We start from the raw sequence: 24,641 nt of genomic DNA on the forward strand, positions 1-24,641 counted from the left end.
GGGCCGGGACCGTCTGGGGGCGGAGGGGGACTGACTGCCATCGGACATCACCTCTTGAGGACATGGCAGCGATCGGGGCGGACGGGCCGGGGCCGGCCGGGCCGCCACGCGCCACGCGCGCGGCGGCCACGGCGGCTATCGCGCCCGGCATGGTCAGGCCATGCTTCCGACGGTCCTCTTCCGGCGGGCCGCGTACAGGCCGGCTCCGGCGACGCCCAGCATCGCGAGGCCGCCCGTGGTCACCGCCGGGGAGGCCAGACCGCCACCGCCGGTGTGCATCCCGCCACTGGGCTTCTCGTGGCTGCCGCTCCAGCCGCCGCCCTCGTGCTTGCCGCCACCGGACTCGTGGCCCTCACTGTCCTTGTCCTTGTCCTTGTAGGTCTCCGGGTCGTACTTGGGGTTGTTTTGCTCCTTGCTCCAGGAGGAGTCCGACGAGTCCCAGTCGTTCCCGGCCGCGTAGGCGCCGGACGCGCCGAGAGCGAGGACGGCCGAGGCCGCCGCCGTGGTCAGGAGGATGCGAGCAGAACGCATGTGTCGTTCCTTCCGTCGGCGGCCGGGCAGCTGGTGCTTCGTCAGCTGAGATGGCCCGCCTCCGACGTGATCCACCGTCAGTCAGGCGGGCCCTCCTCACCACTCAAGGCGCTCACCCGGGTGAAACCCACCCGGATCGAGCGCGCGTCAGGGGGACTTCAGCAGGGTGGTGAGGACCTGACGCAGCGCCGCCTGCGCGTCCGGGACCGGCCCCGGAGACCGCCAGGCCACGAACCCGTCGGGCCGCACGAGTACGGCGCCCTCGGGCGTCGTCCCGTGCGCGGCCGCCCAGTCCGTGTCGCCCTCGGGCGTCAGCTCGGCGTGCGGTCCCGCGCCCAGCCGGTACGAGGTCAGCGGGAGGGACATCTCCTCGGCGAGGCGGAGGGCGGCCTCGTGCCAGCCGACGCCCGAGCCGGCGCCGCTGAGCAGGACGAGCGAGCGTTCGTACAGGTCCAGGGTGGAGAGGTATTCACCCCGCTGACGTACCGCCAGGTGGGGTGCCCTGCTGCCGGGTTCACCGGACAGGTCCAGACGGTCCGGTACGACCGGGGTGGCGGGGTCGGCGCCCACGACGGCGCCCTGCGGATAGCGGTAGCCGAGGGCCACGTTGAGGATGCCGCGCTGCGGGCCGCCACCGGTGCCGGGGGGCGGGGCGTAGCCGGGGTGGCTGTGCTCGGCCGAACGGGCGGCGGCGCGGGCGCTGGTCGCCTCCGCCACCGGGCGGCGCTCGGCGTCGTACGAGTCGAGGAGCCCTTCCCCGGCCCAGCCGCCGAGGACCGCGGCGAGCTTCCAGGCGAGGTTGTGCGCGTCCTGGATACCGGTGTTGGAGCCGAACGCCCCGGTGGGGGACATCTCGTGGGCCGAGTCGCCGGCCAGGAAGACGCGCCCCGACCGGTAGCTGCGGGCGACGCGCTGGGCGGCGTGCCACGGGGCCCGGCCGGTGATCTCCACGTCCAGGTCGGCGACGCCGATCGCGCGGCGGATGTGGGCGACGCACCGCTCGTCGGTGAACTCCTCCAGCGTTTCGCCGCGTTCGGGGTGCCAGGGCGCGTGGAAGACCCAGTTCTCGCGGTTGTCGACGGGCAGCAGGGCGCCGTCGGCCTCCGGGTCGGTCAGGTAGCAGACGATGAAACGGCGCTCGCCCACCACGTCGGCGAGGCGGCGGGAGCGGAAGGTGATGCTGACGTTGCTGAACAGCTCACCGGGGCCGCTCTGCCCGATGCCGAGCTGCTCGCGGACGGGGCTGCGGGGGCCGTCAGCGGCGACGAGGTAGTCCGCGAGGACGGTGGTGTGCTCGCCGGTCTCCCGGCTCTTGACGATCGCGGTGACGCCCGCGGGCCCGTCCTCGAACGACAGCAGTTCGGTGCCGTACCGCAGATCGCCGCCGAGCCGCCCGGCGTGGTCGAGCAGCACCGGCTCCAGGTCGTTCTGGCTGCACAGGCACCATGAGCTCGGGCTGAAGCGGGCCAGTCCGCCGCCCGCGTCGATCTCCTTGAACAGCCACTCGCCCGCGTCGCCGACGAGGGTGGGGGTCTGCAGGATGCCGTGGTTGTCGGCCAGCGTGGCGGCGGCCTGACGGATCATCGGTTCGAGGCCGGCGGTGCGGAACAGCTCCATCGTGCGCACGTTGTTGCCCCGGCCACGGGGGTGGATGGAGGTGCCGGCGTGCCGCTCCACCAGTGTGTGCGGTACGCCCAGTCGGCCCAGGAACACCGAGGTGGACAGGCCGACGAGGGAACCGCCGACGATGAGGACCGGGACCCGGTGCGTCGCGGGGTGGGCCTGGTCAGCTCTCTTCTTCATCACTCGCCTCCAGCGCGTCGTGTCCGCCGACTCGTCCGGATGCGGCGGAAAGCCTCATGCATGCCCCGGGACACGAACCCGGGCACAGGCTTCACCCGCTCAACACGCCTGGTTCCCCGAGTCGGCGGGCAGCCCGGCGCTGCCGCGCCCACGTCGGGGTCCGCCCTGGCAGCGGCAGATTCCGCTCCCGCGGGGGACGGGGTTCCGGGAGTGAATAGGATCTGCTCTCATGTCGAACCCTGACGAGCTGCTCGTCGCCCTCTCCGCCGCGGTGGAGTCCGAGCGAAGCAATCAGATGTCGTTGACCGTGGTCGTCGGCGGGGCCGTCATCACCGGCCGACTGGCTCCCGAAGCCGTGTGGCGGGAGCGCGTGGCGGAGGTTCTCAAGGACTCCGACCGTCTCGGCCCGTTCTCGGACGTGTTCGCCGACGCCCCGGGAGGGGACCGGCCGGTGCGCGACGAGGCGCCCACCCACCTGCACTTCCACCTCGCCCGCATCCTGCAGGGGAGCCTCGGCATCCCAGAAACGGGAGGCATGTACCGGGTCGCGATCAAGGACGTCAGCGCCTGGACCGTGGGCGATCTCAGCTACTTCGATCAGTAGCCCGCACCGCCTTTTGCGGTAAGACATGCCCCCTTTTGCGTTAATTGGGGAACGCGGAGGATTCCAGAACCCTCCTTCTGTGCGAAGGAAGACGCACAGGTAGGGAAGTCGGGGATCAACCGGTATGGGTCTGACCAGCGAGACGACCGTGTACGTGATGGCGGCCCTGGCCGCCGTGTGTGTGGCACTGCTGGTCCGGTGGTGGCCACGTTTCGCCCGGCAGGGGCTGACGCAGGTGCTCGCACGCCTGGCGGCCCTCGGGGTGACCCAGGTGGTGATCCTCGCCGCGTTCGCGTGCTGGCTGAACTCGTCGTACCAGTTCTTCGGCTCGTGGGGCGAACTCTTCGGCCGCGTCGAGACGGCCCCCGTCGGGGTGACCCAGGCGGGGGACCTCGGCGGCGCCGGCTCGGTGAACGGCGTCTCCGTACGGGGGGCGCTGGTGCAGCCCGCCGGCGACGAGCAGCTCAGCCGGGTCAGCGGACTGCCCACCGGGCCTGCCGCGGTCACCGGCCGGGTGGAGTCCGTGAAGGTCATCGGCCGCCGCACGGGTGTGGTCGACCCGGCGTTCGTCTACCTGCCGCCGCAGTACTTCCAGAAGGCGTACCAGCGCCAGCGCTTCCCGGTGATCGTCGCGCTCAGCGGCTACCCGGGCAGCATCTTCAACCTCGCGCAGCACCTGCGGGTCTCGCAGACGGCCGGGGCACTGCAGAAGAGCGGCCGGATGCAGCCGACCGTCATGGTGATGATCCGGCCGACGATCGCCCCGCCGCGCGACACCGAGTGCGTGGACGTGCCGGGCGGACCGCAGACCGAGACCTTCCTGGCCAAGGACCTCCCCGACGCCCTGAAGTCCGCCTACCGGGTCGGCCACGACGCCAGCGCCTGGGGTGTCATGGGCTACTCCTCCGGCGGCAGCTGCGCCCTGCAGCTGACCATGCGCGACCCGGACGTGTACACCACGGCCGCCGCCCTCTCGCCCGACTACCGGGTCAAGGACGACCCGACCACCGGCAACCTCTTCGGCAGCGGCCCAGGCCGCACCGACCGGATCAACGGCCACGACCTGATGTGGCGGCTCAAGCACCTGCCCGCCCCGCAGGTCTCCGTCCTGGTGGCCGAGAGCAAGCACGGCGAACGCGGCTATCCGCAGACGCAGGCGTTCATCAAGGCCGTCAGGGCGCCCATGCGGGTCGCCTCGATCCTGCCCGAGCACGGCAGCCACAACTTCCCGACCTGGGTGCAGGAGATGCCCCCCGCCCTGCAGTGGATGAACCAGCAGCTGACCTTCCCCCAGGACGTCGTGCCCCGGCACCACAAGAAGGGGGCGGCGGTCGCCGACCCGTCGAAGCCCGGACGCGACCCGTTGCGCGCCGACGGCCCCGAGCCCACCCCGACGGCCACACGGTCCCGGCCGGAACTGCGCCGGTGAGAGGCGGGACCGCGCAGGTGAGGAGCGACGAGGCGGGCGGTCGCCGACCGGCCGCGAGGGGCGGGAGCCCGGGCCGGCGGTCCGGAGGGGCGGACTCCGGTCGGGGCCTGTGCAGAGGCGTTGCAGGTTCGCAGGGGGAACGCGGCACGTCTTTGCCCGTCCTTTAGTCTGGTGGCGCGCCGACGGCGTAGCGGGAACATCTGTTCTGTTCCGCAATCGACGAAGGGGGTCGCCGCATGGCGGATGAATTCAAGGTCGACCTGAGTCAATTGAACTCTTTCGGCCGGGTGTTGAAACAGTCGGTCACCGACCTGGAGGAGGCGCGCAGAGCGCTGTCCGCCGTGAGCGCCGACCAGATCGGAACGCCGCGGCTGGACGAGGCGTGCGAGACCTTCCAGAACAGATGGAAGTACGGGACCGGCCAGCTGAAGGACATGATCAAGGCGGTCGACGACGGCGTGGAGAAGACCGCGCTGAGCTACAAGCAGTTCGAGGAGAACCTCTCGCAGGCCCTCAAGAAGATGGAAGAGACCAACGCCGCGAACACCGGGGGGAAGTGACCGGTGGCCGACAACCCCTACCCGAGCCTCGGCTGGAACCCGGTACCCGGGATACCCGAGCAGGTCACCTCCCTCCACGGCAAGGTGAAGGCAGCGGCGGAGACGCTCGACAACTGCCACCGCCAGATCGAGTACCTGCTCGGCGCGAGCTCCAGCTGGCAGGGCGACGCGGCGAGTGCGTTCCGGGACACCCTGGACGGCGACCTCAAGACCGCCATGATGAACGCCGGGAACTCGCTCGGCAAAGCCGCCGCGGCCCTGGGCAAGTGGCAGGGCGAACTGACCTCCCACCGCGACCTGGCCAAGAAGTACGACGACGCCGCGCGCGAGAACAAGGCCGACGCCGACAAGGCCCGCAGCCGCTACGACCAGGCCAAGGAGAACCCGGACCTCAAGCTCGCCGGCAAGGAGTATCCCAGCCAGGCGGAGGCGGATGCCGCGACGGAGCGCCTGCGCGCCGCCGAACGCGAACTGAACGAGGCCACCACTCACCTCAACAAGGCCAACACCGCCTACAACGACGTCATCGCGAAGGCGAAGGAGCTGGAGGGCACCCACACCGACGCGGCCGAGACCGTCGCGCGCAGCCTCGACGAGGCCGACGACAAGCTCGCCCCCAAGGAGCCGGGGTGGTTCGACAAGGCCCTCAGTGCCATCGGCGAAGGCCTCAAGGCGGTCGGTGAGTTCCTCGTGGAGCACGCCGGAACCATCGGCGCCATCGCGGGACTGCTGGCCCTGCTCCCGACACCGCTGGCCCCCGTCTTCGCGGGCATCGCGGTCGCGGCGAGCGTGGTGTCCATGGCGAAGAACCTGGCGAGCGAGGACTTCAGGGATGCGCTGACGGGCAAGTACGGGTTCAAGGAAGGCGCGTTCGCCATGGCCTCGCTGGTCGGTGACGGCCTTGGCATGGTCCCCGGCGTCGGCGCCCTCGCCAAGGCAGGCAGCGAGGCTGCTCTCGCGGCGGCGGTCGCCCGGGAGGGAGGCGAGGTCTTGTCGCTGGGCTCGAAGCTGGGCACGTTCGGCAAGGAAATCGTGCCCGTCTTCAGCTACAAGGCTCTCGATGTGGCGACCTCCCCTGCCACCGGAGCGCTCCAGTACGGCATCAATGGCGTCAACGTGGCGGCGAACATGGCGTCGTCCTTGGAAAGCCTGGATGTGTTTCCGAAGAACGGTCCCGGACACGACGCGTCCGAGGTCACCAAGGGTCTAGCTGCCTCCACCGGTCTGAAGGGCGGAGCGAGTGACCTGCTCCTCGGCTTCAGCGAATTGATGAGCGGAGTCCGCCTGTGAAGGAGTTCCTTGACACGGTGGCGGCCGAGCCGAAGCCGGACTTCTGGTACGGGCTGCCCCATGGATACCTCCAGCTGGACCTCCAGCCGTCACCCGAGGGAATTCAGGAGGTGGCCCGGCAGATCAGGACACTTCCCGACGACGTTCGGGACCGCGCCGACCAGGTGTTCCGGCTGTACGCCTTCGTCCTGACGATGCTGCGGAGCCAGGACGTCATGGGGTGTGCGCTCGGCATGCACCCGGACGAGCACGGCGGAGCGACGCTGTCCGTCCTGACGGTCTCCACCGTCCCCACCTCGGGAGCCAACCCCGATGCGGTGCTCCTCCAGATGATGGGCACCGGCGCGGACAACGGCATTGTGCCCGTGGAGTTGCCCGTGGGCACCGGATACCTGCTGGAGACGGAGCGGACCACGGTCGCGCCCACCGCTCCCCCCGAGGGACAGGAGGGACCCGGGCTGGGGACCGTCTGGCAGGGCACCGTGGCGATTCCGGTGCCTCGCACCTCGTCGATCATCACCGTGCAGTTGGTCACCGCGTCGGTGGAGCTCGCTGACGACTACCGCGGGGTGCTGCTCGGCATCGCGCGCACGGTGACGTTCGACGACCCGGCGGCCCCGGAACCCGACCCGGTGGGCGACGTGCCCGGCCCGTACGGAAGGAGCCCGTTCGGATGACAGTGCCAGAGCGATGGAAAGACGGTCTGGAGTCGAACACTCCGCCCGCGCCGTACCCGACCGACGGATCGGACTACCGCGGTGCGGTGCGATACCACTACCGCGTGGCACTGAAGAAGTTCCTCAAGTTCTTCCCGGTGTTCGTTGTGCTGTGGGTCCAGCTGTACGTATTCCAGCTCGACTATCTGCTGCCGCTGGGCATCGTCGGCATGCTCGGCGCCGTATGGACACTGATCCTCCTCGGCGGTCGCGTGATCGACGTGTCGAAGTGCCGACGGGTGTTGCGGGCCTATCCGCTCGAATTCCGCACCCCTGTCGAGAAGATCGGGATGGAGTCGACCCACACGCTCTACCTGCGCCTCGGAGATCAGAAGGGCACCCCCTTCACCCTCCGCGCGAAGGACGCGGCGTGGCGTGGCCGCTGGCCTGTCGGCATCACCGACGGCGTCTGGTTCGCCGGCGACGAACCCTTCGGCGGCGCGATGATCGTGCCGGGCGGCGGTGAACTCCTCTTCCTCCAGCCCCGGGACTGGAGGGCCCAGGAGGAGGACCGGACCAACGCCGGACCGGAGCGCAGGGAGAAGGCGAAGCGGGCGGGCATCCACCGCCCGGCCCGCAGGTAGTCCACAGGCCCCTGACGGTTCGTTGAAGCGATCGTCTGGCACCGCATGGCACTGGTTGGCACCGCATGGCACCCGATGGTGCCGCGCGGTGCCAATTTCGTTTCCGCAGGTGAGAGGGTGTCTGTGTCCCCTCCGTCTTGTCCGGCACTCTTATGGCTTGCGGTTGGTGCCAAAGTGGTGCCATGATGGCGACATGGACCTCACCCCGTATGTCGACAACCTCCGCCGCGAACTAGCGGTGGCTGCCGAAGCCGGAGGCGACGAAGCCCGTGAGCTGGCCGAGAGGCTGACCGCTCCGCTGGAGTCGGCCACCCGGCTGGTCATGCTCAACGTGCTCTCCGCCGCGATGGACGAGATCACCCGTGAACTCGCCCCCGGCTCGGTCGACGTGCGGCTGCGCGGACTCGACCCCGACTTCGTGGTGACGCTGCCCCCCGCCGAGGGCGGCGCCCCCGCGGCACCGACCGCACCCCTCGAACCGCCCAGGGCCCCGGCCGACGGCGACGAGGGCGGCACCGCGCGCATCAACCTGCGGCTGCCGGCCCACCTCAAGACGCGCGCCGAGGAGGCGGCGGCCCGCGAGGGGCTGTCGGTCAACGCGTGGCTGGTGCGTGCCGTGTCCGCCGCGGTCGACGGCGGCCCGGGGCCCCGTCCGCAGGCCAAGGTCCAGAACGTCGGACAGAGCTTCACGGGCTGGGTGCGCTAGCCAGTCGCGCCCGCGCCCGCATCCCGGAGCAATCCAGCGCACCACGTCCCACCAGCGGGGACGCCCCAAGGACTCAAGAGGACGGGACAGCCATGCCTTCTTTCGACACCCCCGAACCGATCGCGGTCAACGCCCACGTGGCCGCGGGTTCCCTCCGGATCACCGCCGGGGACCGCCTCGACACCGTCGTCGAGGTACGGCCGCGCGACCCGGAGCGGGACAAGGACGTACGGGCCGCCGAGCAGACCGAGGTCACCTGCGCGGGCGGCGTCCTGACCGTCAGGACGAAGGAGCGCCGCATCATCGGACCCTCCGGCGTCGTCGACGTGAGCGTCGACCTGCCCGCCGGGTCGCGCGTCGAGGTGACCGGTGCCTGGGCGCAGGTGCTCGGCGAGGGCCGGCTCGGCGCGGTCCGTGTGAAGACCTCCGTCGGTGACGTCCGCCTCGACACCACCGGGCCGGTCGAACTGACCGCCTCCCACGGCTCGATCGTCGTCGACCGGGTCGAGGGCAGGGCCGAGATCACCACCAGCTCCGGCAATCTGCGCGTCGGCACCGTCGAGGGCCCCGCCGTCCTGAAGAACTCGAACGGCAACACGAACGTCGGCGCCGTCCTCGGCGAGCTGCGCGTGAGCGGCGCCAACGGTGCCATCGACATCGCGTGCGCCGAGGCGTCGGTCACCGGGACCTCCACCAACGGCGTCCTCCGGGTCGGTGAAGTCGTCCGCGGTGAGGTCCAGTTGGAGACCTCCAACGGTCCCATCGAGATCGGTGTCCGCGAGGGCACCGCCGCCTGGCTGGATGTCAGCTCCCACCGCGGCCTGGTGCGCAACACGCTCACCGCGTCCGAGGCCCCGGAGGAGTCCGAGGACACGGTCAAGGTCCGCGCCCGCACCAACTGGGGCAACATCGACGTCTTCCGCGCCAAGGCCTGAGCGCCGCGCTCTCCACCGGTCCGGTCTGCCACCCACCGCTTCAGCGAACGAACGCCCACCAACGCCCACGAACGGGAGGGCCTCATGCCTGCCTCTGTCATGTCCACGTCCACATCTGATGTGCCCGGTTCCCCGCCGGCCGTCTCCACCACCGGCCTGCGCAAGGCCTACGGCGACAAAGTCGTCCTCGACGGCATCGACCTGCGCATCCCCACCGGGTCGGTCTTCTCCCTGCTCGGTCCGAACGGCGCGGGCAAGACCACCGCCGTGAAGATCCTGTCCACCCTCATCTCCGCCGACGGCGGGCAGGCCCAGGTCGGCGGCCACGACCTGGCCGCCGATCCGCAGGGCGTGCGGGCCGCGATCGGAGTCACCGGGCAGTTCTCCGCGGTGGACGGGCTGATCACCGGCGAGGAGAACATGCTCCTCATGGCCGACCTGCACCACCTCCCCAGGCGCGAGGGCCGCAGGGTCGGCGCCGAACTGCTGGAGCGCTTCGACCTCACCGAGGCGGCGAAGAAGCCCGCCTCCACCTACTCCGGCGGCATGAAGCGCCGCCTGGACATCGCCATGACCCTGGTCGGCAGCCCCCGGATCATCTTCCTCGACGAACCGACCACCGGACTGGACCCGCGCGCCCGGCACAACATGTGGCAGATCATCAGGGAACTGGTCGCCGACGGCGTCACCGTCTTCCTCACCACCCAGTACCTGGAGGAGGCCGACGAACTCGCCGACCGCATCGCGGTGTTGCACGGCGGGCGGATCGTCGCCGAGGGCAGCCCCGCCGAACTCAAGCGGATCGTCCCCGGCGGACACGTCCGGCTGCGCTTCTCCGACCCCGCCGCCTACGAGAGCGCGGTCCTCACGCTCGGCGCTGCCACCCGGGACGACGAGGCCCTCACCCTGCGACTGCCCAGCGACGGCAGCCAGCGCGAACTGCGGGCCGTACTGGACCGCCTCGACGCGGCCGGCATCGAGGCCGACGAACTGGCCACGCACACCCCCGACCTCGACGACGTCTTCTTCGCCCTGACCGGCGGCACCGACCAGACCAAGGAGCCTGTCCGATGAGCACCCTCGCCCTCGCCGTGCGCGACTCGTCCACGATGCTGCGCCGCAACCTCCTGCATGCCCGGCGCTACCCCTCGCTCACCCTGAACCTGCTGCTCACCCCGGTCATGCTGCTCCTGCTCTTCGTCTACATCTTCGGCGACACCATGAGCGCCGGTCTCGGGGGCGGCGGTGGCGGCCGCTCCGCGTACCTGGCCTACCTGGTCCCCGGCATCCTGATGCTGACCATCGGCGGCACCGCGATCGGCACCGCCGTGTCCGTCTCCATGGACATGACCGAGGGCATCATCGCCCGCTTCCGCACGCTGGCGATCCACCGCGGGTCGGTGCTCATCGGGCACGTCGTCGGCAGCGTGCTCCAGTGCGTGGCGAGCGTGGTCCTCGTCGGGGCCGTGGCCGTGGCCATCGGGTTCCGCTCCACGAACGCCACCGCCCTGGAGTGGGTCCTGGCGCTCGGACTCCTGTCCCTCGTCGCCCTGGCCCTCACCTGGATCGCCGTCGGCATGGGCCTGATCAGCCCCAACGCCGAGGCCGCCAGCAACAACGCCCTGCCGCTGATGATCCTGCCGCTCATCTCCAGCGCCTTCGTGCCGGTCGACGCGATGCCGGGCTGGTTCCAGCCGATCGCGCGGTACCAGCCCTTCACCCCGGCCATCGAGACCCTGCGCGGACTGCTCCTCGGCACCGAGATCGGCAACAACGGCTGGATCGCCGTCGCCTGGTGCCTCGGCCTCGCGGTGCTCGGCTACGTCTGGTCCAGGTCCGTGTTCGACCGCGACCCCAAGTAGCGTCGCGCGGCCCCGGCCGCGAACGGTGCCGGTCTCCCCACGCCGCGGGGAGGCCGGCTCACGTCGCGAGGAGCCTGCGCTTCTGCTCCTCGAACTCGGCCTCGCTGAGCACACCTTGCGTCTTCAGCTCGCCGAGCTGCTTCAGCTGCTCGATCTTGCTGCTCATGTCGGGGGCCGGCGGAGCAGCAGGCGCCTCGGCGCGGGACGCCGCGGGGGGCGCGGGCGCCTGGGATTCCTGTTGTGCCGCCCAGCGTCCCTGCTGGCGGCGGGACACACGGTTCGAGACGGCGGTCGCCGTGCCGGCTACGACGGCGGTGCGCGCGACCCCGCGGAGGAGACCTGGCATGACTGTTCCCTTCTGGGTCCTGGGGCCTGGGTCAGCGAGTGGCGTCGGCCGCGTCGAGGGCGGCGACGAACTCGGGCACCGGGATCCGCCCGGAGGCGACCATCCGGGCCCCGCCGCGGCGCAGGGCGGCGGCGAAGGGCGCGGCCCACCGGTTCTCGTAGAGCAGGATGCCCGCGGAACAGCCGGGCTCCAGCGCCTTGGCGGCCTCGTCGATGTCGTCCTGGCCGAGCAGTCCCGACGACGCCCCCTCGAAGACGGTGAGGTCGAGCTCGCCGCCACCGGTGAAGTCGGCGATCTCCAGGCCGGCCACCGAGCCGTCCTCGTCCTTCCTGACGAACACCAGGTCCAGGATGCGGATGAGCCCGCGGTCCACGAGATCGACGAGGATGGGCAGGCCCTCACCCGTCATGCGGTTGCCGGGGAACTCGACGACCAGGTAGTCGATCGGGCCCACGTCTTCGAATTCGTCGCTCACGGCGTCACCTCTGGGTGCTCGCGGCTGTCGTCCCCCTGGCGGCTGTCGCCCCCGGTACTCCCCGACGCATCGCCCCCCGGAGCCCTCCTCACCCCATTGCATCACCGGAGCACGGCCGTCGCACGTCGGTGAGCGGTTCACCCGCCTGGTTCGCCCGGGTCGCGCGCCGCGCGGGGGACAGCTCTGCTGGTGCCCATGAGCGCTAGCGGTGACGAACAGCTCTCGGTCGAAGAGCGCGGCGAACTGGCCGAACTGCGAAAGCGGGTCAACGCCCTGGAGAGTGCCGGGACACCTCGCCACCACCCGTTCCGCTCCTTCGGCTCGGTCGTGCTGATCCTGCTCGCCGCACTCCTGGCGATGCTGTCCGTCGTCGCCGTGTGGGCGAACAGCATCGTCCAGGACACGAACCGCTACGTCGACACCGTCGGCCCGCTGGCCAGTGACCCGGACGTGCAGAAGGCGGCCACCAACCGGATCACCGACGCCGTACTCGCCCAGATCGACGTGGACGCGCTGGTCAAGCAGCTCACCGACGCGGCCGCGGCGAAGGGCGTTCCCCCAGAGGTGGCCAAGCTGATCGGCAACCTGGACGGCCCGATCGAGAGCGGCCTCAAGCAACTGGTCAGCACCACGGTGGAGCGGGTCGTCACCAGCAGCGCCTTCGAGAAGGTCTGGGTGAACGCCAACCGCAGGGCGCACACGGCGCTGGACAAGGCCCTGACCGGCCAGTCCGACGCCACGGTCAAGCTGAAGAACAACGAGGTCGTCGTGGACCTCGGCCCGATCGTCGCCCAGGTCAAGGACCAGCTGGTCGCCGCGGGCTTCGCGCCCGCCGCCAAGATCCCGGCCGTCCACACGGACTTCGTGGTGTTCGCGTCGAAGGACATCGGCAAGATCAGGTCCTATGTGCGAGTGCTGGAGATCCTCGGCGGCTGGCTGCCCCTCATCGCGCTCCTGGTCGCGGCCGCGGGGGTGTACGTGGCCTTCAACCGCCGGCACGCGTTGATCGGGGCCGCCCTGGCGGTGTTCGCCGCCATGCTCGTCCTCGGCATCGGTCTGACCGTCTTCCGCGACGTCTACCTCAACCATCTGCCGGCCGACGTGTCCCAGTCCGCCGCCGGATCCGTGTACGACGCCCTGGTCAAGTTCCTGCGGGCCGGTATCCGCGCCCTCGCCGCGGTCGCCCTGTTCACGGCGGCCGGCGCCTTCCTGGCAGGCCCGTCCCGGATCGCCGTCGTCACCCGCACCGGCTGCAGCCGGAGCATCGGCGCGCTGCGCGACGTGACGACCTCGGCGGGCCTGCGGCTCGGGGCGGTCGGGCGGTTCGTCCACCGCTTCAAGCGCTGGATCGGGGTGGTCATCCTGGTGGTCGCGGCGATCGTCCTGTTCACCTGGACCTACCCCACCACCGCGGTCGTGGTGTGGACGGCCGTGATCACCCTGGTGGCCCTCGGGATCCGCGAGTTCCTCGACCACGACACCTCCGCCCCTTCCTCCACCCCTTCCTCCGCCCCGCCCTCCGGCCCCGACGCCGGGGCCGCCGCCGCGCACTGACTCGGCTCGCCGGGTGCCTCCTTTGGGGATACGTTGAAGGCGGAAGCCCCGTGAGCCGGCCGTCCCGCAGGCGCAGGACCGCGACCACGGCGAGGACGGGAGCACGCTCCGGGACCCGGGCGCTAGCACCGGTGACCGCCTGCACCGGTCGCGGCACCGGCCACGACACGGCCCCCGCCGGCGGGCGGCTCGGAGCGGACATCCCCCAACTGACGGCCTGTCGTCCCCGTGCGCGCGGAGGCGGCCATCCCCGGGAGCCGCTGCCATGACCGAGAACCACCTGGACGGCCGCGAGCTGCGGCACCGCACCCCGCGGGAGCGGGCCGCGCTCGGCAAGGCCGCGCGGGCCGCCGTCCCGCGCTCCAGCCACGCCGAGTTCGATCCGGGACCCAAGCGACCGGACCCGCTCGAGATCATCGGGAAGCAGTCGGCGGCCCGGCTGCCCGAGCTGGTACCGGTCCGCTACGGGCGCATGTCCGAGTCGCCGTTCCGCTTCTACCGGGGAGCGGCCGCCATCATGGCGTCGGACCTCGCGCACACGCCGAGGACGGGCTTCCGCACCCAACTGTGCGGCGACGCCCACATGCTGAACTTCCGGCTGCTGGCCTCACCCGAGCGCCGCCTGATGTTCGACATCAACGACTTCGACGAGACGCTGCCGGGCCCCTGGGAGTGGGACGTCAAGCGCCTGGCCGCCAGCCTCGTCATCGCAGGCCGCGCGAACGGCTTCAGCACCAAGGAGCGGGCCGCGATCGTACGGGCCACCGTGCGGTCGTACCGCGAGAACATGCGTGTCTTCGCCGGGGCCGGCAACCTGGCCGTCTGGTACGCCCAGTTCGACGAGAAGTGGGTCGCGGAGCGGTTCGGGGAGGACGTCTCCGCGCGCGGCCGCGAGCGCTGGACGCGGGCCGTGGCCAAGGCGCGCTCCCACGACACCCTCCAGGTCTTCGAGAAACTCACCGTCGTCGTCGACGGCAAGCGCCGCATCGCCCCCGACCCGCCGCTCATCACCCGCCTGGAGGAGCTCCTGCCGGACGACCGGCGCAGCCAACTGGAGCAGCAGATCACCCGGTTGATCGAGCGCTACGGCAAGTCCCTGCAGTCGGACCGGCGGTTCCTGCTGGAGCAGTACCGGGTGGCCGACATGGCCCGCAAGGTCGTCGGGGTCGGCAGCGTCGGCACCCGCTGCTGGATCGTGCTCCTGCTCGGGCGGGACGACGAGGACCCCCTGTTCCTCCAGGCGAAGGAGGCCGACGAGTCGGTGCTCGCCCAGCACGTCGGGCCCACCGCGTACCCCACCCAGGGCGAGCGGGTCGTGGCCGGGCAGCGGCTGATGCAGGCCACCAGCGACATCTTCTTGGGCTGGGAGCGGGTCGAGGGACTCGACGGCCGGCGCCGGGACTTCTACGTACGGCAGCTGCGGGACTGGAAGTGGGTCGCCGTGGCCGAGGACATGGTGCCGCGGGGCATGCGGACCTTCGGCGCCCTGTGCGGGGTGACGCTGGCCCGCGCCCACGCCAGGTCCGGCGACCGCATCGCCATCGCCGCCTACCTGGGCGGCGGCGACTCCTTCGACCGGGCGCTGGTGACCTTCGCCGAGCGCTACGCCGACCAGAACGAACGCGACCACCAGGCACTCGTCGACGCCATCGCCGCCGGAAGGCTGGGGGCGCAGGCCGCCTGAGCCGACCGACAGGTCATGCGCTGTCCCAGCCGACGCGCCCCGTCGCGGGGCACCGAACCCGGGAGGACCCATCGCCGGAACGACGTCGGAGAGCGGCTCCGGCCCCGCGGCGCGGAGCCAGCCTCCGGAAGCCGACCTGCTGCGCACCATGCTGGGCCGGCCCGAGTACCGCAAGGCCCTCGTCTTCAGCGGTCTGATCGGTGTTCCGGTCGCGCTGATCGCCTTCTGGTTCCTGGTGGCGACCCATGAGCTGGAGCGGCTGATCTGGACGGACTGGCCCAAGGACCTCGGCTGGAAACAGGCTCCCTGGTGGTGGGCGCTGCCCCTGCTCACGCCGGCCGGTCTCGTGGTCGGCGTGGTGGTCGCGCGGTTTCCGGGCCGGGGCGGGCATGTGGCCGCGGGGGGCCTGCACTCGGGCGGCATCACGAGGCAGGCGCTGCCGGGCGTCCTGATCGCCGCTCTGGTCGGCCTGCCGCTCGGCGCCGTGCTGGGACCCGAGGCGCCGCTGATCGCGTTGGGCGGTGGGCTGGCGCTGCTCTTCGCGAACCTGGCGCGGGCCCCGGAGACCGAGGCGAGCACGGCGCTGCTCGGCGCGGCCGGGGCGGCGGCCGCCATCTCCGCGCTCTTCGGGAATCCGATCGTGGGCGCGGTCCTGCTGATCGAGGTGGCCGGGGTGGGCGGCCCGCAGCTGTTCGCGGTGATGCTGCCGGCGCTGCTGGCCAGCGGGGTGGGGGACCTGATCTTCACCGGGTTCGTGAACTGGACCGGCTTCGAGACGGGGAGCCTGGACATCGGTCTGCCCAAACCGCCGCCGCTCGACGGGGCGGACGTGCTGTGGGTGCCGGTACTGGCGCCCGCCGTCGCCTTCCTCGTCCACTGGGCCTTCGTGGGCGGACGCTTCGCGGCGCGCTTCGTGGCGACCCGCACGGTACGCAACACCACGCTCTGCGCCCTGGCCGCGGCTGTCTGCATCACCCTCTACGCCGTCATCACGGACCGCTCGCCCGCCGACGCTGCCCTGTCGGGCGAGGCCGCCCTCGCCGACCTGGCGCAGAACCCGCACGCCTGGCCGGTGGGCGCCCTGATCGCGGTGCTGGTCTTCAAGGGCCTGGCGTACGCGTTGTGCCTGGGCAGCCTGCGCGGCGGCCCCGTCTTCCCCTCCCTGTTCCTGGGCGGGGCGGCCGGGGTGCTGCTGGCACCGCTGCCCGGCCTGGGGCTGGTCCCGGCGATGGCGGTCGGGATGGCGGCCTCGGTGACCGCGGCCCTGAGGCTGCCCGTGAGCGGCGTCGTCCTGGTCGTGCTCCTGCTGGGCAACGTGGACACGGTGGCGCTGGTCGTGCTGGCGGCGGTGCTCTCCTTCGTGCTCGTCCAGCGGCTGCCGCCCGGTCCGGAGCTTGTGGCGCCCGTCGGGCGGCCGGCCGAGCGGACAACCGACCGGACGGCCCACTGAGCCGACGGGTCATCCCTGCGACGGGCCGCCGGACGACGGGCCCGGTGGTCTCGGGGAACCCAGAAGGCGGACGGCCCAGGGCTCGCGGGCGATGACGGCGCCGGCCGTGAGGCACAGCGTGACGACCACGCAGAGTGTGATGAGCCAGGACAGCAGGGTGAAGACGGCCCCGAGCGAACCGTACTTCGCCAGGCTGAGGTTGAGGGCCCGGGGTACGTACAGCGACGCGGTGGCGGTGAGGACGGCCAGGGCCGTTCCGGCCAGCAGCGCACCCGGCAGCAGCGGCCGCCAGGGCACGCGCGCGACCAGCAGCAGATGCTGCGTCCACCACCAGATGCCGACCTCCGAGGCCAGCAGCAGCGGCACACCGAGCCACAGGCCGAGGCCGAATCCGTTGCGCAGGGACCCCTGTACGGCGAACATCACCAGCCAGGTCGCGAGCCAGGCGATCCAACGCCAGGCCGCCACCCGGGCGCTCGCCTTGGGCAGGCTCCAGGCGCGCTGGCACAGCCGTTGCATGGCACGGCTGCACGCGGTGGCCGAGAGCAGCACCATCAGCCCGCCGACGATGCCGGTGGTCTGCCGCAGTTCCTCGGACGGGTCGTCGGTGCCCTTGAGGACCTTGTTCAGTTCGGCGTTGGAGCTGCCGGTCAGTCCGAAGGCGTCGTGCAGGGACGTGACGAACTGGTCGCGCAGCCACTGCGGGGCGATGGAGGCCACCACGAACAGCAGGGGCACAGCGGTGAGGAAGGTCTGTGCGGCCAGCCGGGTCGCCGAGTCGAACACGTTCACCGAGATCAGCTGCGACAGCAGGCGCGTGATCACCGGAAACCGGTCCTCGGTCCTGGCCCGCCGCTCCAGCAGCCGGTCCCCTGCCGAGGCGGCCCGCTCCCGCAGCACCGCCCGGCGTGACGGACGGCCCGGGCGCTTGTCTCCGGCCCCTGTCCCTGGCTGCATACTGCCAGGGTGCCGCCACCGCGACCGCATTGCCCGGCAGGTGTACGCCGCAGAGCCGAACGGGTCAGGAAACCGGCACGAAGTGATGCGGAGGCGGGCGGTGAGCGGGAGCCGCCCGGCGGCCGGGCACCCGTGCCCGCGCTTGCCCCGGCGGTCACCGGCCTCGCGATCGCCGTCCACGCCCGGCTCGCCTGCTTCGAGGTGGTCCTGGCCGCCGTACCGCTCACCACCGACGGCCGAACCGCCCGCCTCCGGCCCTCCACCGCCGCGTCCGCCGTCAAGCTCGCCACCGGTGCGGGACTCCTCGGCTACGGCGGGCACCGGTCCCGGTCCCGGCACCGGTCACGGTACGGCGACGGTGAGCGGTCGGGGCTCCGGTGGACGGTGGCGGGATGGCCCCGCTGCCCCAGCCGTAGGGCCTCGTGGCGGACGGCGTGACGAGGCTGGTCGACGCCGGCCTGTCCCGCGCGTCCTCGTACCTCCGGCGGAGGATGTGCTGCTGGTCGGACGACGTGTCAGCGCATGCCCGCCGCGTCCAGCAGGGTGGTCACCGTGGGGGCGACGAGCCCGGTGAGGTGGTCGGCGTGGATGCCCGCGCGGGCGCTGGCGCCGTCGAAGACCAGGCTGAGCTGCCGGGCCAGCAGGTCGGGGTCGCTCGCGCCGCCCTGTTCGGCCTCGGCGCGGAAGAAGGCGGTCAGGTCCGCCTTGACCTGATGGGCGACCCGGCTCGCGGGGTGGCTTTGGTCCTTGAGCTCGATCTGTACGGCGAGGTAGGGGCAGCCCTGGAAGTCGGGTGCGCCCGCCTGCACTTCCACCCGCTCGAAGACGTACAGGATCCGCTCACGCGGTGACCGGCCGTCGTCCGCCGCGGGCAGGAGTGTCGTCACATAGGAGGCGGCCTGTTCCTTCAGGCTCGTCGCGAGCAGTTCGTCCTTGCTCTCGAACAGCTGGTACATGGAGCGCTTCGAGACGCCCGCCGCCTTGCACAGCGCGTCGACGCCGATGTTGACGCCGTCCCGGTAGGTGAGCGTCGCCACTGCCTCCAGCAGCCGGTCTCGGGAGCTGGACTTCGCCTCGGTGGTCATAGGGCGAGGTTAACTCGATTCCGCCCCGTTGAAAACCGATCGGTTTACGCCCGATCGGTTTACGCCCGGTCGGTTCACGCCGGTGACGGTATCAGCGTGTGATCGAGACGGCGAAGGGCGCGAATCCGCTGGACCGGATCACGTGGGGCACGAAGAGGACCGCGGCCTCGGTGGCCCGCGCGGTCTCGATCCCTCCGAGGTCCGTGACCCACTCCCGCTGCCAGCCGAGGTCGGCGAGCAGCCCGCGTACGACCTCCTTGGCCTGCGGGTCCTGGCCGGAGAGGAAGGCGGTCGGTGTCTGCGAGAGCGCGGCGGGCGCGGTCATCACCGTGTGCAGCATCGTGTTGAGCGTCTTGACGACGCGCGTGTCCGGGAGGGCTTCCTGGAGCAGCTCCGCGAGGCTCGAACCGGGGTGGAGCAGTTCGGCGGGCAGCCCGTCCGGCCCGTCGACGGTGGCGTTGGAGACGTCCACGAGGATCTTGCCGCGCAGTTCCTCGCGCAGCGCGACGAGCCGTTCCACCGAGCCGGCGCCCGGGGTGGCGTTGATGACGACCCGCGCTGTCCGGGCGGCGTCGGCGGCGGATCCCGGTGAGCGGTCCGCCACGGTCACCTCGTGCCCGGCCCGGGTGAGGGCCAGGGCGAGGCCGCCGCCGACGCGGCCGTTTCCGAGTACGGCGATCATGGTCATGCTGATGCGGTCCTTCCGATGTGGGTGGTCCCCGGCTCGCGTGGAGTCAGCGGGAGAGCGTGGTGACAGCCGCCGTGTGCACACCGGGCGCGGCGGCCAGGAAGCTCTCGCTCCCCGGGGTCCAGGAGCGGCCCTCGGCGTCGGATATCCGCCCGCCGGCCTCGGCGACGAGCAGCGCCCCGGGAAGCAGGTCCGCGCGGGCCCCGGCGAACTGCCAGAAGGCGTCGATCCGGCCCGCGGCCACGTTCAGCAGGTGCAGGGTGGCGGGCACGGACGTTCGCACCACGAGCGCGTCGAGGAGCATCGCGGTGATCGAGGAGCCGACCCGCCGTACGACCTTCTCGTCCTCGTCCGGCCTGGCCTGGCTCGTGGCCACGAGGCTCAGGCCGAGGTCCGTGGTGGGGGACACGTGCAGCGGGCGGCCGTCGAGGTGGGCGCCGGCGCCGGCGAGCGCGGTGTAGGTCTCCCCGGTCAACGGCAGGTGGACCGCGGTGAGCACCGGCCGGTTGTCGCGCACCAGTGTGGCGGTGACCGCCCACTCCGGCAGGGCGTGCAGATGGTTGACGTTGCCCTCGGCCGGATCGAGTACCCACCACTCGCCGGGGGGCAGGGCCCCGCCCGCGAGTTCGTCCTCCACCACGCGGGCGTCGGGGCGCAGCAGGGTGAGGCGGGGGCGCAGGACGTCGAGGACCGCGTCGTCGTTGGCGGCGAGCGCGCTCATCAGCCCGTCGCGGGTCTCGTGGCGGACCACGTCGCCGAACCGCTCCCGCAGCACCGACCCCGCCGCGCGCACGGCGAGGGCGGTCTGCGCGAGCAGGTCGGCGTCGGACGCGGGGCTGGCGGTTGCGGTGACGCCGGTGGTCCGAAGCGACTCGGGCATGGCGGTGCTCCCATCTGAGGAGGGGGGATGAAGGGGCGGACCCGGCGAGGACCGTCGTACTCCCGCACCCGCATCTCGAAGGTAGGAGCGGCCACTATTAACGGCAAGTGCATGTAAAGCACGCCTAGGATGACTCTCATGCAACTGGATCTGAACCTCCTCGCCGCCCTCGACGCGCTCCTGGAGGAGGGCAGCGTGACGGGAGCCGCCGAGCGCCTGCATGTCACCGCCCCCGCGATGAGCCGGAGCCTCGGCCGGATCCGGCGTACGACGGGGGACCAGATCCTGGTGCGCACCGGGCGCACGATGACCCCGACGCCGTACGCGATCGCCGTCCGGGAGCAGGTGCACGAGCTGTTGCAGCAGGTCCGGGGCGTGCTGGCCCCGAACCGCGCACTCGACCTCGCGACCCTCGACCGCACCTTCACACTTCGCTGGCACGACTCACTCGTCGCCCTCGGCGGCCCCGCGCTTCTCACGGCCGTACGCGAGCAGGCGCCGGGCGTGCGGCTGCGCTTCGTCGCGGAGTCGAGCACCAACACCCCCGGCCTGCGGCGCGGCGAGATCGACCTGGAGGCGAACGCGAACCGCCCGGGCGCGCCCGACATCCGCGCGGAACGGGTGGCCGAGACGCCGCACGTCGTCGTCGTGCGGCGAGGGCACCCGCTCACCCGGGCCGAGCACGTCACCGCCGCGCGGTACGCCGAGGCCGAGCACATCACCGTCTCGCGCCGCGGAAGCCTCGGCAACGGCCTCGACGACGCGCTCGCGAGGCTCGGCCTCACCCGGCGGGTGGTGGCGACCGCGCCCAGCGAGGGGGCCGCGTTCGAGTTCGTGCGCGGCTCGGACCTCCTCGTCACGGCCCCCGAGTCGACGGCACGCGCGGTGGCTACGGATCTCGGTCTCACCCTGCTCCCGCTGCCGCTCGAACTGCCCCCGGCCACGGTGTATCTGTCATGGCATCAGCGCTACGACACCGACCCCGCCCACGTCTGGCTGCGCGACCTGGCACGGACGGCGCTGGCGCCCCGCGGTGACGTGGACCTGTGACTCCGGGGTGACCCGGGCCGGTTGCCTGCGGTGGCTCCGGTGACCCGGGCCCGTGCACCGCGCCGCCCCGGGTGGGCTTGCGCTCGAAAACCGATCGGTTTACCTTGGTGGAAACCGATCGGTTTTCAACTCGTCCCATGGAGAGAGTCATGACCGCATTGAAGGGCGCGAACGTCTTCGTCACCGGTGGCAGCCGGGGCATCGGCAAGGCGCTGGTGGAGGAGCTGTACGCACGCGGCGCCGCCAAGGTCTACGCCACCGCCCGCGACCCGCGCAGCGTGACGCACCCCGACGCGGTGCCGGTGGCGCTGGAGGTCACCGACCCGGCCTCCGTCGCGGCGGCCGCCGCACAGGCGCAGGACGTCACCGTGCTGATCAACAACGCCGGCGCCTCGGTCGGCGCGTCCTTCCTCGACTCCCCGGTGGACGACGTACGCCGGGAGTTCGAGACCAACTTCTACGGCCCGCTCCAGCTCACCCGGGCCTTCGTCCCGGTCATCGAGCGCAACGGCGGCGGCCACCTGCTCAACGTGCACTCCGTGCTCTCCTGGATCGCGCTCGGCGGCTCCTACAGCGCCTCCAAGGCCGCCCTGTGGTCCCAGACCAACTCCCTGCGCCTGGAGCTCAAGCCGCGCGGCATCGCCGTCACCGGACTGCACGTCGGCTACGTCGACACCGACCTGACCGCGGACGTCGACGCGCCCAAGTCCGACCCGCGCGACGTGGCCGTACTCGCCCTGGACGGCATCGAGACCGGCGCGTACGAGGTGCTCGCCGACGACATCTCCCGCCAGGTCAAGGCGGGCCTCGCCGGCGACCTGGCGGGGCTGTACGCCCAGCTGGCGAACTGACCCCCACCCCCGAGGAGCCGGCGAGATGTCCAGCCGCGAGTCAGGTCCCACGATCCACATCCCGGGGACCACCACCCACACCATCGCGCCGCGCAAGCAATCCGGCGCCCACGAGGGGAACCTGCGCTACCTCAAGGCGGGCACTGGTGCTCCCCTGGTCCTGCTGCACACCGTGCGCACCCAGGCCGAGCACTTCCGCCGGCTCATCCCGCTGATCACGGACCGGTACACCGTGTACGCCCTCGACCTGCCGGGCATGGGCCACTCCGAGATCGTGCCCGGTGCCTCGTACGACGAGCCGGCCATGCGCGCGGGCGTCGAACGGCTCCTCACCGAACTCGACCTGCGCGACGTGACGTTGGTGGGGGAGTCCATGGGGGCGGTGCTCGCCCTGACCACCGCGGCCGACCTCCCGGAACGGGTCCGGCGCGTCGTGGCGGTCAACACCTACGACTTCCCCGGCGGCATCGCCCGCTCCAGCCTCCTCGCCCGGGCCGTGGTCGGCGCGGTCCTCCTGCCCGGCGTCGGCCCGGTGGTCGCCGGGGTCGAGCCCAGGCCCGCCCTGCGCACGATCCTGCGGGGCGGACTCGGCGACAGGAGCGCACTGCGGGAGGACTACGTCGACGAACTCCTCCAGGTGGGCAGCCGCCCCGGCTACCCGGCCGTCGCCCGGGCCGTCTACCAGGCCCTGCCCACCCTCATCACGGCCCGCAGGCGCTACCCCGAGGTCAAGGCCCCCGTCCACCTCGTCTACGGCGAGAAGGACTGGTCCCGCCCCTCGGACCGGGAGGCCAACAGAAAGCTGCTGCCGACCGCCGACTTCACGCAGATCCCGAAGGCCGGCCACTTCGTCGCCCTGGAACGGCCCGACGTACTGGCGGACCTCTTGAAAGCGGCGGCGTGAGGCGGCGGGTTCGGGTCTCTGACGTGTGCTTCCTGCTGACCGGTAGGAACTCGAAGACGGCTACCGCCTCAGCTGGCACGTGAAAAAGCCTGCGATGCCCGCCCATTTACGCGTTCAGGCAGGTGCGTATTTGGATGCTATCTCAGTGCACGATTTTGTACCGAGAGATGCTTCCAGGCCTGCGACATGTTGCTGGATCTGCTGTATGGCATTTTGGTCATTTTGCCAGGCAGCCCCGCCCAGGGTCCCCTGATCGTAGAGTTTCATCAAATCTGCATTGACCAATGCTTGATTCTGCAGATCCGCGATTAGTGACTGTACCTCGGGGGGTGGATTTCCGAGATTAGTCAATGCTTGGGCTGTAGCGTTCTGAAGATTCGCAGCCCAAGCGGAATCCGCGGCCATCTGCGCATCTGATGCCGGATCTCCCACTTGTTCCGGACTTCCGGCGCTCGAATACTGGTCACTGCAGACAGCCTCGGCTTGCTCGCCCCAGTCGCCTCCTGGGGCCGAAGACGGTTCCTGGCTGTACTGTGAGGTAAATTCTTCCGTAGGTTGCGATGAGGCTGCTGGTGGACTGTTGCTCTCACCGTCACCGCTGTCACTGTTGCCACAGGCGCTGATCGCGATGGCGAGTACCACTGCGGTTAATGCGCCCCCGTTGCGGTATCTCATCAACTCACCTGCCGCTGAACATGCTCCACTGGAGGGGCGGCTGGTCAGAGTGGACCAGCGGCCCAAGTGGACTCCGTGGGCAGGACACGATGGACTGATCGGTCGTCCATAACGGAATCCATCACTTCGATGAGACACCGTCCGCGTGCACTTCGCATCTTGGCGCAGGAACAATTCAGGGGGCCTTTGCGTGGAGAGGTGCCGGGGCGGCGGGCCGGCAACTCGACCGTGGCTGACTGCTGCATCTGGCACGGCAGTGCCACGAGCTGCAGCCGACGACAGCCAGCCACGACGGGCGCCCTGTCGAGGCGGTCTGGGTACGACCCGGGAGCTGACCATCGGCCGGGCTCGTCGATGGTCGGCCTTCCGGTCTGACCTGAACGGCTTTGGACCGGCTGAACGAGACGCGATCCGGTGTCTCACGGAGAGGCGGAACCGGGGACCTGAGTGCGGTCGGCAGCAAGGCCCGGGGGCTGGCCGAGCAGGACGGCGATGTCACCGGGCTGCGGTGCGGCGGACGTGTCCGTGCCATCGGCGGGCACCAGGCGGCCGCCCGGACGGATCAGGAGCAGCAGGTCGTGACCGGTCGCGAGCGTGCCGTCCGCGCTGTCGATCTGCCGCGTCACGATGCGGGCCCCCTGCGCGTACCGCTGGGCCACGGCGAGACGGGTGAGTCCCGGGGCGAGCAGGGTCTCGTCTCCGCCGTAGGGGGCGACGACGCCGTGGTCGCCGCTGCGTGGTCCCAGGCGGTAGACCCGCATTTCCTCGTCGTTGCTCAGCACCATCGACGCGAGGGTGTTGAAGTCGTCCTCGTCGGTGAGGAGCAGGACGCTGGTGATGCCCTCCAGCCGGGACCCACGTCCGGTGGCCGCCGCGAGCAGTTCTCCGGGCGCCAGTTCCAGTCCGGCTTCCCGGATACGCGCGCGCTGTTCCTCGGAGGCCGCCCACATCAGCACCTCCAGCCCGGCCGACCGCAGGGTGCGCCCGAGGTCGACCGCCCATGGGTCGCCGCCGACCAGGAG

General features: G+C 71.2%; 26 protein-coding genes and 1 pseudogene. 17 read left to right on the top strand and 10 right to left on the bottom strand.

Features of this window, described 5'->3' with window-relative positions:
- Window positions 1-153: 153 nt before the first annotated feature.
- Complete coding sequence (locus tag EHS43_RS10240) at window positions 154-531, bottom strand: hypothetical protein (RefSeq protein ID WP_125190218.1); 378 nt, start codon at window positions 529-531, stop codon at window positions 154-156.
- A 147-nt stretch (window positions 532-678) separates the two neighbouring features.
- Window positions 679-2,334 (bottom strand): FAD-dependent monooxygenase, encoded by a 1,656-nt coding sequence (locus EHS43_RS10245; protein ID WP_125190219.1) that lies wholly within the window; start codon window positions 2,332-2,334, stop codon window positions 679-681.
- Between the two features lie 229 nt (window positions 2,335-2,563).
- Here EHS43_RS10245 and EHS43_RS10250 point away from each other — a divergent pair, with 229 nt between their 5' ends.
- The 10 genes from EHS43_RS10250 to EHS43_RS10295 all read left to right on the top strand — a co-directional run bounded on the left by EHS43_RS10250 (window position 2,564) and on the right by EHS43_RS10295 (window position 11,020).
- Window positions 2,564-2,938, top strand: coding sequence for a hypothetical protein (locus EHS43_RS10250; RefSeq protein ID WP_125190220.1), 375 nt, complete (start codon window positions 2,564-2,566; stop codon window positions 2,936-2,938).
- 124 nt (window positions 2,939-3,062) lie between these two features.
- Window positions 3,063-4,367, top strand: coding sequence for an esterase family protein (locus EHS43_RS10255; protein WP_125190221.1), 1,305 nt, complete (start codon window positions 3,063-3,065; stop codon window positions 4,365-4,367).
- 236 nt (window positions 4,368-4,603) lie between these two features.
- Entirely contained in the window at window positions 4,604-4,927 is a 324-nt protein-coding gene (locus EHS43_RS10260; protein WP_125190222.1) for a hypothetical protein, read from the top strand.
- A gap of 3 nt (window positions 4,928-4,930) precedes the next feature.
- The gene (locus EHS43_RS10265; protein ID WP_125190223.1) at window positions 4,931-6,217 is read left to right on the top strand and encodes a WXG100 family type VII secretion target; all 1,287 of its coding nucleotides are present in this window, start codon (window positions 4,931-4,933) and stop codon (window positions 6,215-6,217) included.
- Complete coding sequence (locus tag EHS43_RS10270; RefSeq protein ID WP_125190224.1) at window positions 6,214-6,894, top strand: hypothetical protein; 681 nt, start codon at window positions 6,214-6,216, stop codon at window positions 6,892-6,894. Before EHS43_RS10265 ends, EHS43_RS10270 begins: the two co-directional genes overlap by 4 nt.
- Window positions 6,895-6,998: 104 nt before the next feature.
- A complete protein-coding gene (locus tag EHS43_RS10275) occupies window positions 6,999-7,517 on the top strand; it encodes a hypothetical protein (RefSeq protein WP_260470463.1) in 519 nt (172 codons plus the stop codon).
- A gap of 193 nt (window positions 7,518-7,710) precedes the next feature.
- Window positions 7,711-8,223, top strand: coding sequence for a toxin-antitoxin system HicB family antitoxin (locus EHS43_RS10280; RefSeq protein WP_125190226.1), 513 nt, complete (start codon window positions 7,711-7,713; stop codon window positions 8,221-8,223).
- Between the two features lie 92 nt (window positions 8,224-8,315).
- Window positions 8,316-9,158, top strand: a complete 843-nt coding sequence (locus EHS43_RS10285; protein WP_125190227.1) for a DUF4097 family beta strand repeat-containing protein — start codon at window positions 8,316-8,318, stop codon at window positions 9,156-9,158.
- Between the two features lie 84 nt (window positions 9,159-9,242).
- Complete coding sequence (locus EHS43_RS10290) at window positions 9,243-10,232, top strand: ATP-binding cassette domain-containing protein (RefSeq protein ID WP_125190228.1); 990 nt, start codon at window positions 9,243-9,245, stop codon at window positions 10,230-10,232.
- Window positions 10,229-11,020, top strand: coding sequence for an ABC transporter permease (locus EHS43_RS10295; protein WP_125190229.1), 792 nt, complete (start codon window positions 10,229-10,231; stop codon window positions 11,018-11,020). The genes EHS43_RS10290 and EHS43_RS10295 overlap by 4 nt, the downstream gene beginning before the upstream one ends.
- 58 nt (window positions 11,021-11,078) lie before the next feature.
- Here the strand turns inward: EHS43_RS10295 and EHS43_RS10300 are convergent, their stop codons facing one another.
- Both EHS43_RS10300 and EHS43_RS10305 read right to left on the bottom strand, forming a co-directional pair.
- Window positions 11,079-11,366: an SHOCT domain-containing protein gene (locus EHS43_RS10300; RefSeq protein WP_125190230.1), complete on the bottom strand. Its 288-nt coding sequence runs from the start codon at window positions 11,364-11,366 to the stop codon at window positions 11,079-11,081.
- A gap of 31 nt (window positions 11,367-11,397) precedes the next feature.
- Window positions 11,398-11,841, bottom strand: a complete 444-nt coding sequence (locus EHS43_RS10305; RefSeq protein ID WP_185806190.1) for a DUF6325 family protein — start codon at window positions 11,839-11,841, stop codon at window positions 11,398-11,400.
- Between the two features lie 195 nt (window positions 11,842-12,036).
- Here EHS43_RS10305 and EHS43_RS10310 point away from each other — a divergent pair, with 195 nt between their 5' ends.
- The 3 genes from EHS43_RS10310 (at window position 12,037) to EHS43_RS10320 (ending at window position 16,529) form a co-directional block, all read left to right on the top strand.
- Complete coding sequence (locus EHS43_RS10310) at window positions 12,037-13,395, top strand: hypothetical protein (protein WP_260470464.1); 1,359 nt, start codon at window positions 12,037-12,039, stop codon at window positions 13,393-13,395.
- 265 nt (window positions 13,396-13,660) lie between these two features.
- The gene (locus EHS43_RS10315) at window positions 13,661-15,079 is read left to right on the top strand and encodes a DUF2252 domain-containing protein (RefSeq protein ID WP_125190231.1); all 1,419 of its coding nucleotides are present in this window, start codon (window positions 13,661-13,663) and stop codon (window positions 15,077-15,079) included.
- Between the two features lie 148 nt (window positions 15,080-15,227).
- Window positions 15,228-16,529, top strand: coding sequence for a chloride channel protein (locus EHS43_RS10320; RefSeq protein WP_125190232.1), 1,302 nt, complete (start codon window positions 15,228-15,230; stop codon window positions 16,527-16,529).
- A 9-nt stretch (window positions 16,530-16,538) separates the two neighbouring features.
- On the opposite strand, the gene EHS43_RS10325 is transcribed toward EHS43_RS10320, so the two are convergent.
- The gene (locus EHS43_RS10325) at window positions 16,539-17,486 is read right to left on the bottom strand and encodes a YhjD/YihY/BrkB family envelope integrity protein (RefSeq protein ID WP_260470465.1); all 948 of its coding nucleotides are present in this window, start codon (window positions 17,484-17,486) and stop codon (window positions 16,539-16,541) included.
- A gap of 132 nt (window positions 17,487-17,618) precedes the next feature.
- Here EHS43_RS10325 and EHS43_RS10330 point away from each other — a divergent pair, with 132 nt between their 5' ends.
- Window positions 17,619-17,924 carry a hypothetical protein gene (locus EHS43_RS10330; protein WP_125190233.1) on the top strand — a complete coding sequence of 102 codons (306 nt, stop codon included), beginning with the start codon at window positions 17,619-17,621 and terminating at the stop codon, window positions 17,922-17,924.
- A gap of 77 nt (window positions 17,925-18,001) precedes the next feature.
- Here the strand turns inward: EHS43_RS10330 and EHS43_RS10335 are convergent, their stop codons facing one another.
- From EHS43_RS10335 to EHS43_RS10345, 3 genes are all read right to left on the bottom strand, one after another.
- Window positions 18,002-18,571, bottom strand: coding sequence for a TetR/AcrR family transcriptional regulator (locus tag EHS43_RS10335; protein ID WP_125190234.1), 570 nt, complete (start codon window positions 18,569-18,571; stop codon window positions 18,002-18,004).
- A 91-nt stretch (window positions 18,572-18,662) separates the two neighbouring features.
- Window positions 18,663-19,259 (bottom strand): NADPH-dependent F420 reductase, encoded by a 597-nt coding sequence (locus EHS43_RS10340; protein WP_125190235.1) that lies wholly within the window; start codon window positions 19,257-19,259, stop codon window positions 18,663-18,665.
- Between the two features lie 46 nt (window positions 19,260-19,305).
- Window positions 19,306-20,139 (bottom strand): 3'(2'),5'-bisphosphate nucleotidase CysQ, encoded by an 834-nt coding sequence (locus EHS43_RS10345; RefSeq protein WP_125190236.1) that lies wholly within the window; start codon window positions 20,137-20,139, stop codon window positions 19,306-19,308.
- 138 nt (window positions 20,140-20,277) lie between these two features.
- Between EHS43_RS10345 and EHS43_RS10350 the strand changes: the two genes are divergently transcribed.
- The 3 genes from EHS43_RS10350 (at window position 20,278) to EHS43_RS10360 (ending at window position 22,944) form a co-directional block, all read left to right on the top strand.
- Window positions 20,278-21,189 (top strand): LysR family transcriptional regulator, encoded by a 912-nt coding sequence (locus tag EHS43_RS10350; RefSeq protein ID WP_125190237.1) that lies wholly within the window; start codon window positions 20,278-20,280, stop codon window positions 21,187-21,189.
- Between the two features lie 149 nt (window positions 21,190-21,338).
- Window positions 21,339-22,040, top strand: coding sequence for an SDR family oxidoreductase (locus tag EHS43_RS10355; RefSeq protein ID WP_125190238.1), 702 nt, complete (start codon window positions 21,339-21,341; stop codon window positions 22,038-22,040).
- 25 nt (window positions 22,041-22,065) lie between these two features.
- Window positions 22,066-22,944, top strand: coding sequence for an alpha/beta hydrolase (locus EHS43_RS10360; RefSeq protein WP_125190239.1), 879 nt, complete (start codon window positions 22,066-22,068; stop codon window positions 22,942-22,944).
- Between the two features lie 114 nt (window positions 22,945-23,058).
- Here EHS43_RS10360 and EHS43_RS10365 read toward each other — a convergent pair whose 3' ends face one another.
- The gene (locus EHS43_RS10365; RefSeq protein ID WP_125190240.1) at window positions 23,059-23,619 is read right to left on the bottom strand and encodes a hypothetical protein; all 561 of its coding nucleotides are present in this window, start codon (window positions 23,617-23,619) and stop codon (window positions 23,059-23,061) included.
- 419 nt (window positions 23,620-24,038) lie between these two features.
- Window positions 24,039-24,641 (bottom strand): annotated as a pseudogene (locus tag EHS43_RS46345) (sodium:proton exchanger); the annotation flags it as partial.

The organism is Streptomyces sp. RP5T, assembly GCF_003933965.1.
In the GTDB taxonomy this organism is placed as follows: domain Bacteria; phylum Actinomycetota; class Actinomycetes; order Streptomycetales; family Streptomycetaceae; genus Streptomyces.

Bases quoted from the DNA above. Each gene is read 5' to 3' on its own strand.
- EHS43_RS10290 (WP_125190228.1), top strand. From the start codon at position 9,243: ATGCCTGCCTCTGTCATGTCCACGTCCACATCTGATGTGCCCGGTTCC.
- EHS43_RS10285 (WP_125190227.1), top strand. From the start codon at position 8,316: ATGCCTTCTTTCGACACCCCCGAACCGATCGCGGTCAACGCCCACGTG.
- EHS43_RS10325 (WP_260470465.1), bottom strand. From the start codon at position 17,486: ATGCAGCCAGGGACAGGGGCCGGAGACAAGCGCCCGGGCCGTCCGTCA.
- EHS43_RS10240 (WP_125190218.1), bottom strand. From the start codon at position 531: ATGCGTTCTGCTCGCATCCTCCTGACCACGGCGGCGGCCTCGGCCGTC.
- EHS43_RS10345 (WP_125190236.1), bottom strand. From the start codon at position 20,139: ATGCCCGAGTCGCTTCGGACCACCGGCGTCACCGCAACCGCCAGCCCC.
- EHS43_RS10320 (WP_125190232.1), top strand. From the start codon at position 15,228: ATGCTGGGCCGGCCCGAGTACCGCAAGGCCCTCGTCTTCAGCGGTCTG.
- EHS43_RS10295 (WP_125190229.1), top strand. From the start codon at position 10,229: ATGAGCACCCTCGCCCTCGCCGTGCGCGACTCGTCCACGATGCTGCGC.
- EHS43_RS10255 (WP_125190221.1), top strand. From the start codon at position 3,063: ATGGGTCTGACCAGCGAGACGACCGTGTACGTGATGGCGGCCCTGGCC.
- EHS43_RS10340 (WP_125190235.1), bottom strand. From the start codon at position 19,259: ATGACCATGATCGCCGTACTCGGAAACGGCCGCGTCGGCGGCGGCCTC.
- EHS43_RS10310 (WP_260470464.1), top strand. From the start codon at position 12,037: ATGAGCGCTAGCGGTGACGAACAGCTCTCGGTCGAAGAGCGCGGCGAA.
- EHS43_RS10360 (WP_125190239.1), top strand. From the start codon at position 22,066: ATGTCCAGCCGCGAGTCAGGTCCCACGATCCACATCCCGGGGACCACC.
- EHS43_RS10250 (WP_125190220.1), top strand. From the start codon at position 2,564: ATGTCGAACCCTGACGAGCTGCTCGTCGCCCTCTCCGCCGCGGTGGAG.
- EHS43_RS10365 (WP_125190240.1), bottom strand. From the start codon at position 23,619: ATGAGATACCGCAACGGGGGCGCATTAACCGCAGTGGTACTCGCCATC.
- EHS43_RS10280 (WP_125190226.1), top strand. From the start codon at position 7,711: ATGGACCTCACCCCGTATGTCGACAACCTCCGCCGCGAACTAGCGGTG.
- EHS43_RS10355 (WP_125190238.1), top strand. From the start codon at position 21,339: ATGACCGCATTGAAGGGCGCGAACGTCTTCGTCACCGGTGGCAGCCGG.
- EHS43_RS10315 (WP_125190231.1), top strand. From the start codon at position 13,661: ATGACCGAGAACCACCTGGACGGCCGCGAGCTGCGGCACCGCACCCCG.
- EHS43_RS10350 (WP_125190237.1), top strand. From the start codon at position 20,278: ATGCAACTGGATCTGAACCTCCTCGCCGCCCTCGACGCGCTCCTGGAG.
- EHS43_RS10300 (WP_125190230.1), bottom strand. From the start codon at position 11,366: ATGCCAGGTCTCCTCCGCGGGGTCGCGCGCACCGCCGTCGTAGCCGGC.
- EHS43_RS10260 (WP_125190222.1), top strand. From the start codon at position 4,604: ATGGCGGATGAATTCAAGGTCGACCTGAGTCAATTGAACTCTTTCGGC.
- EHS43_RS10335 (WP_125190234.1), bottom strand. From the start codon at position 18,571: ATGACCACCGAGGCGAAGTCCAGCTCCCGAGACCGGCTGCTGGAGGCA.
- EHS43_RS10245 (WP_125190219.1), bottom strand. From the start codon at position 2,334: ATGAAGAAGAGAGCTGACCAGGCCCACCCCGCGACGCACCGGGTCCCG.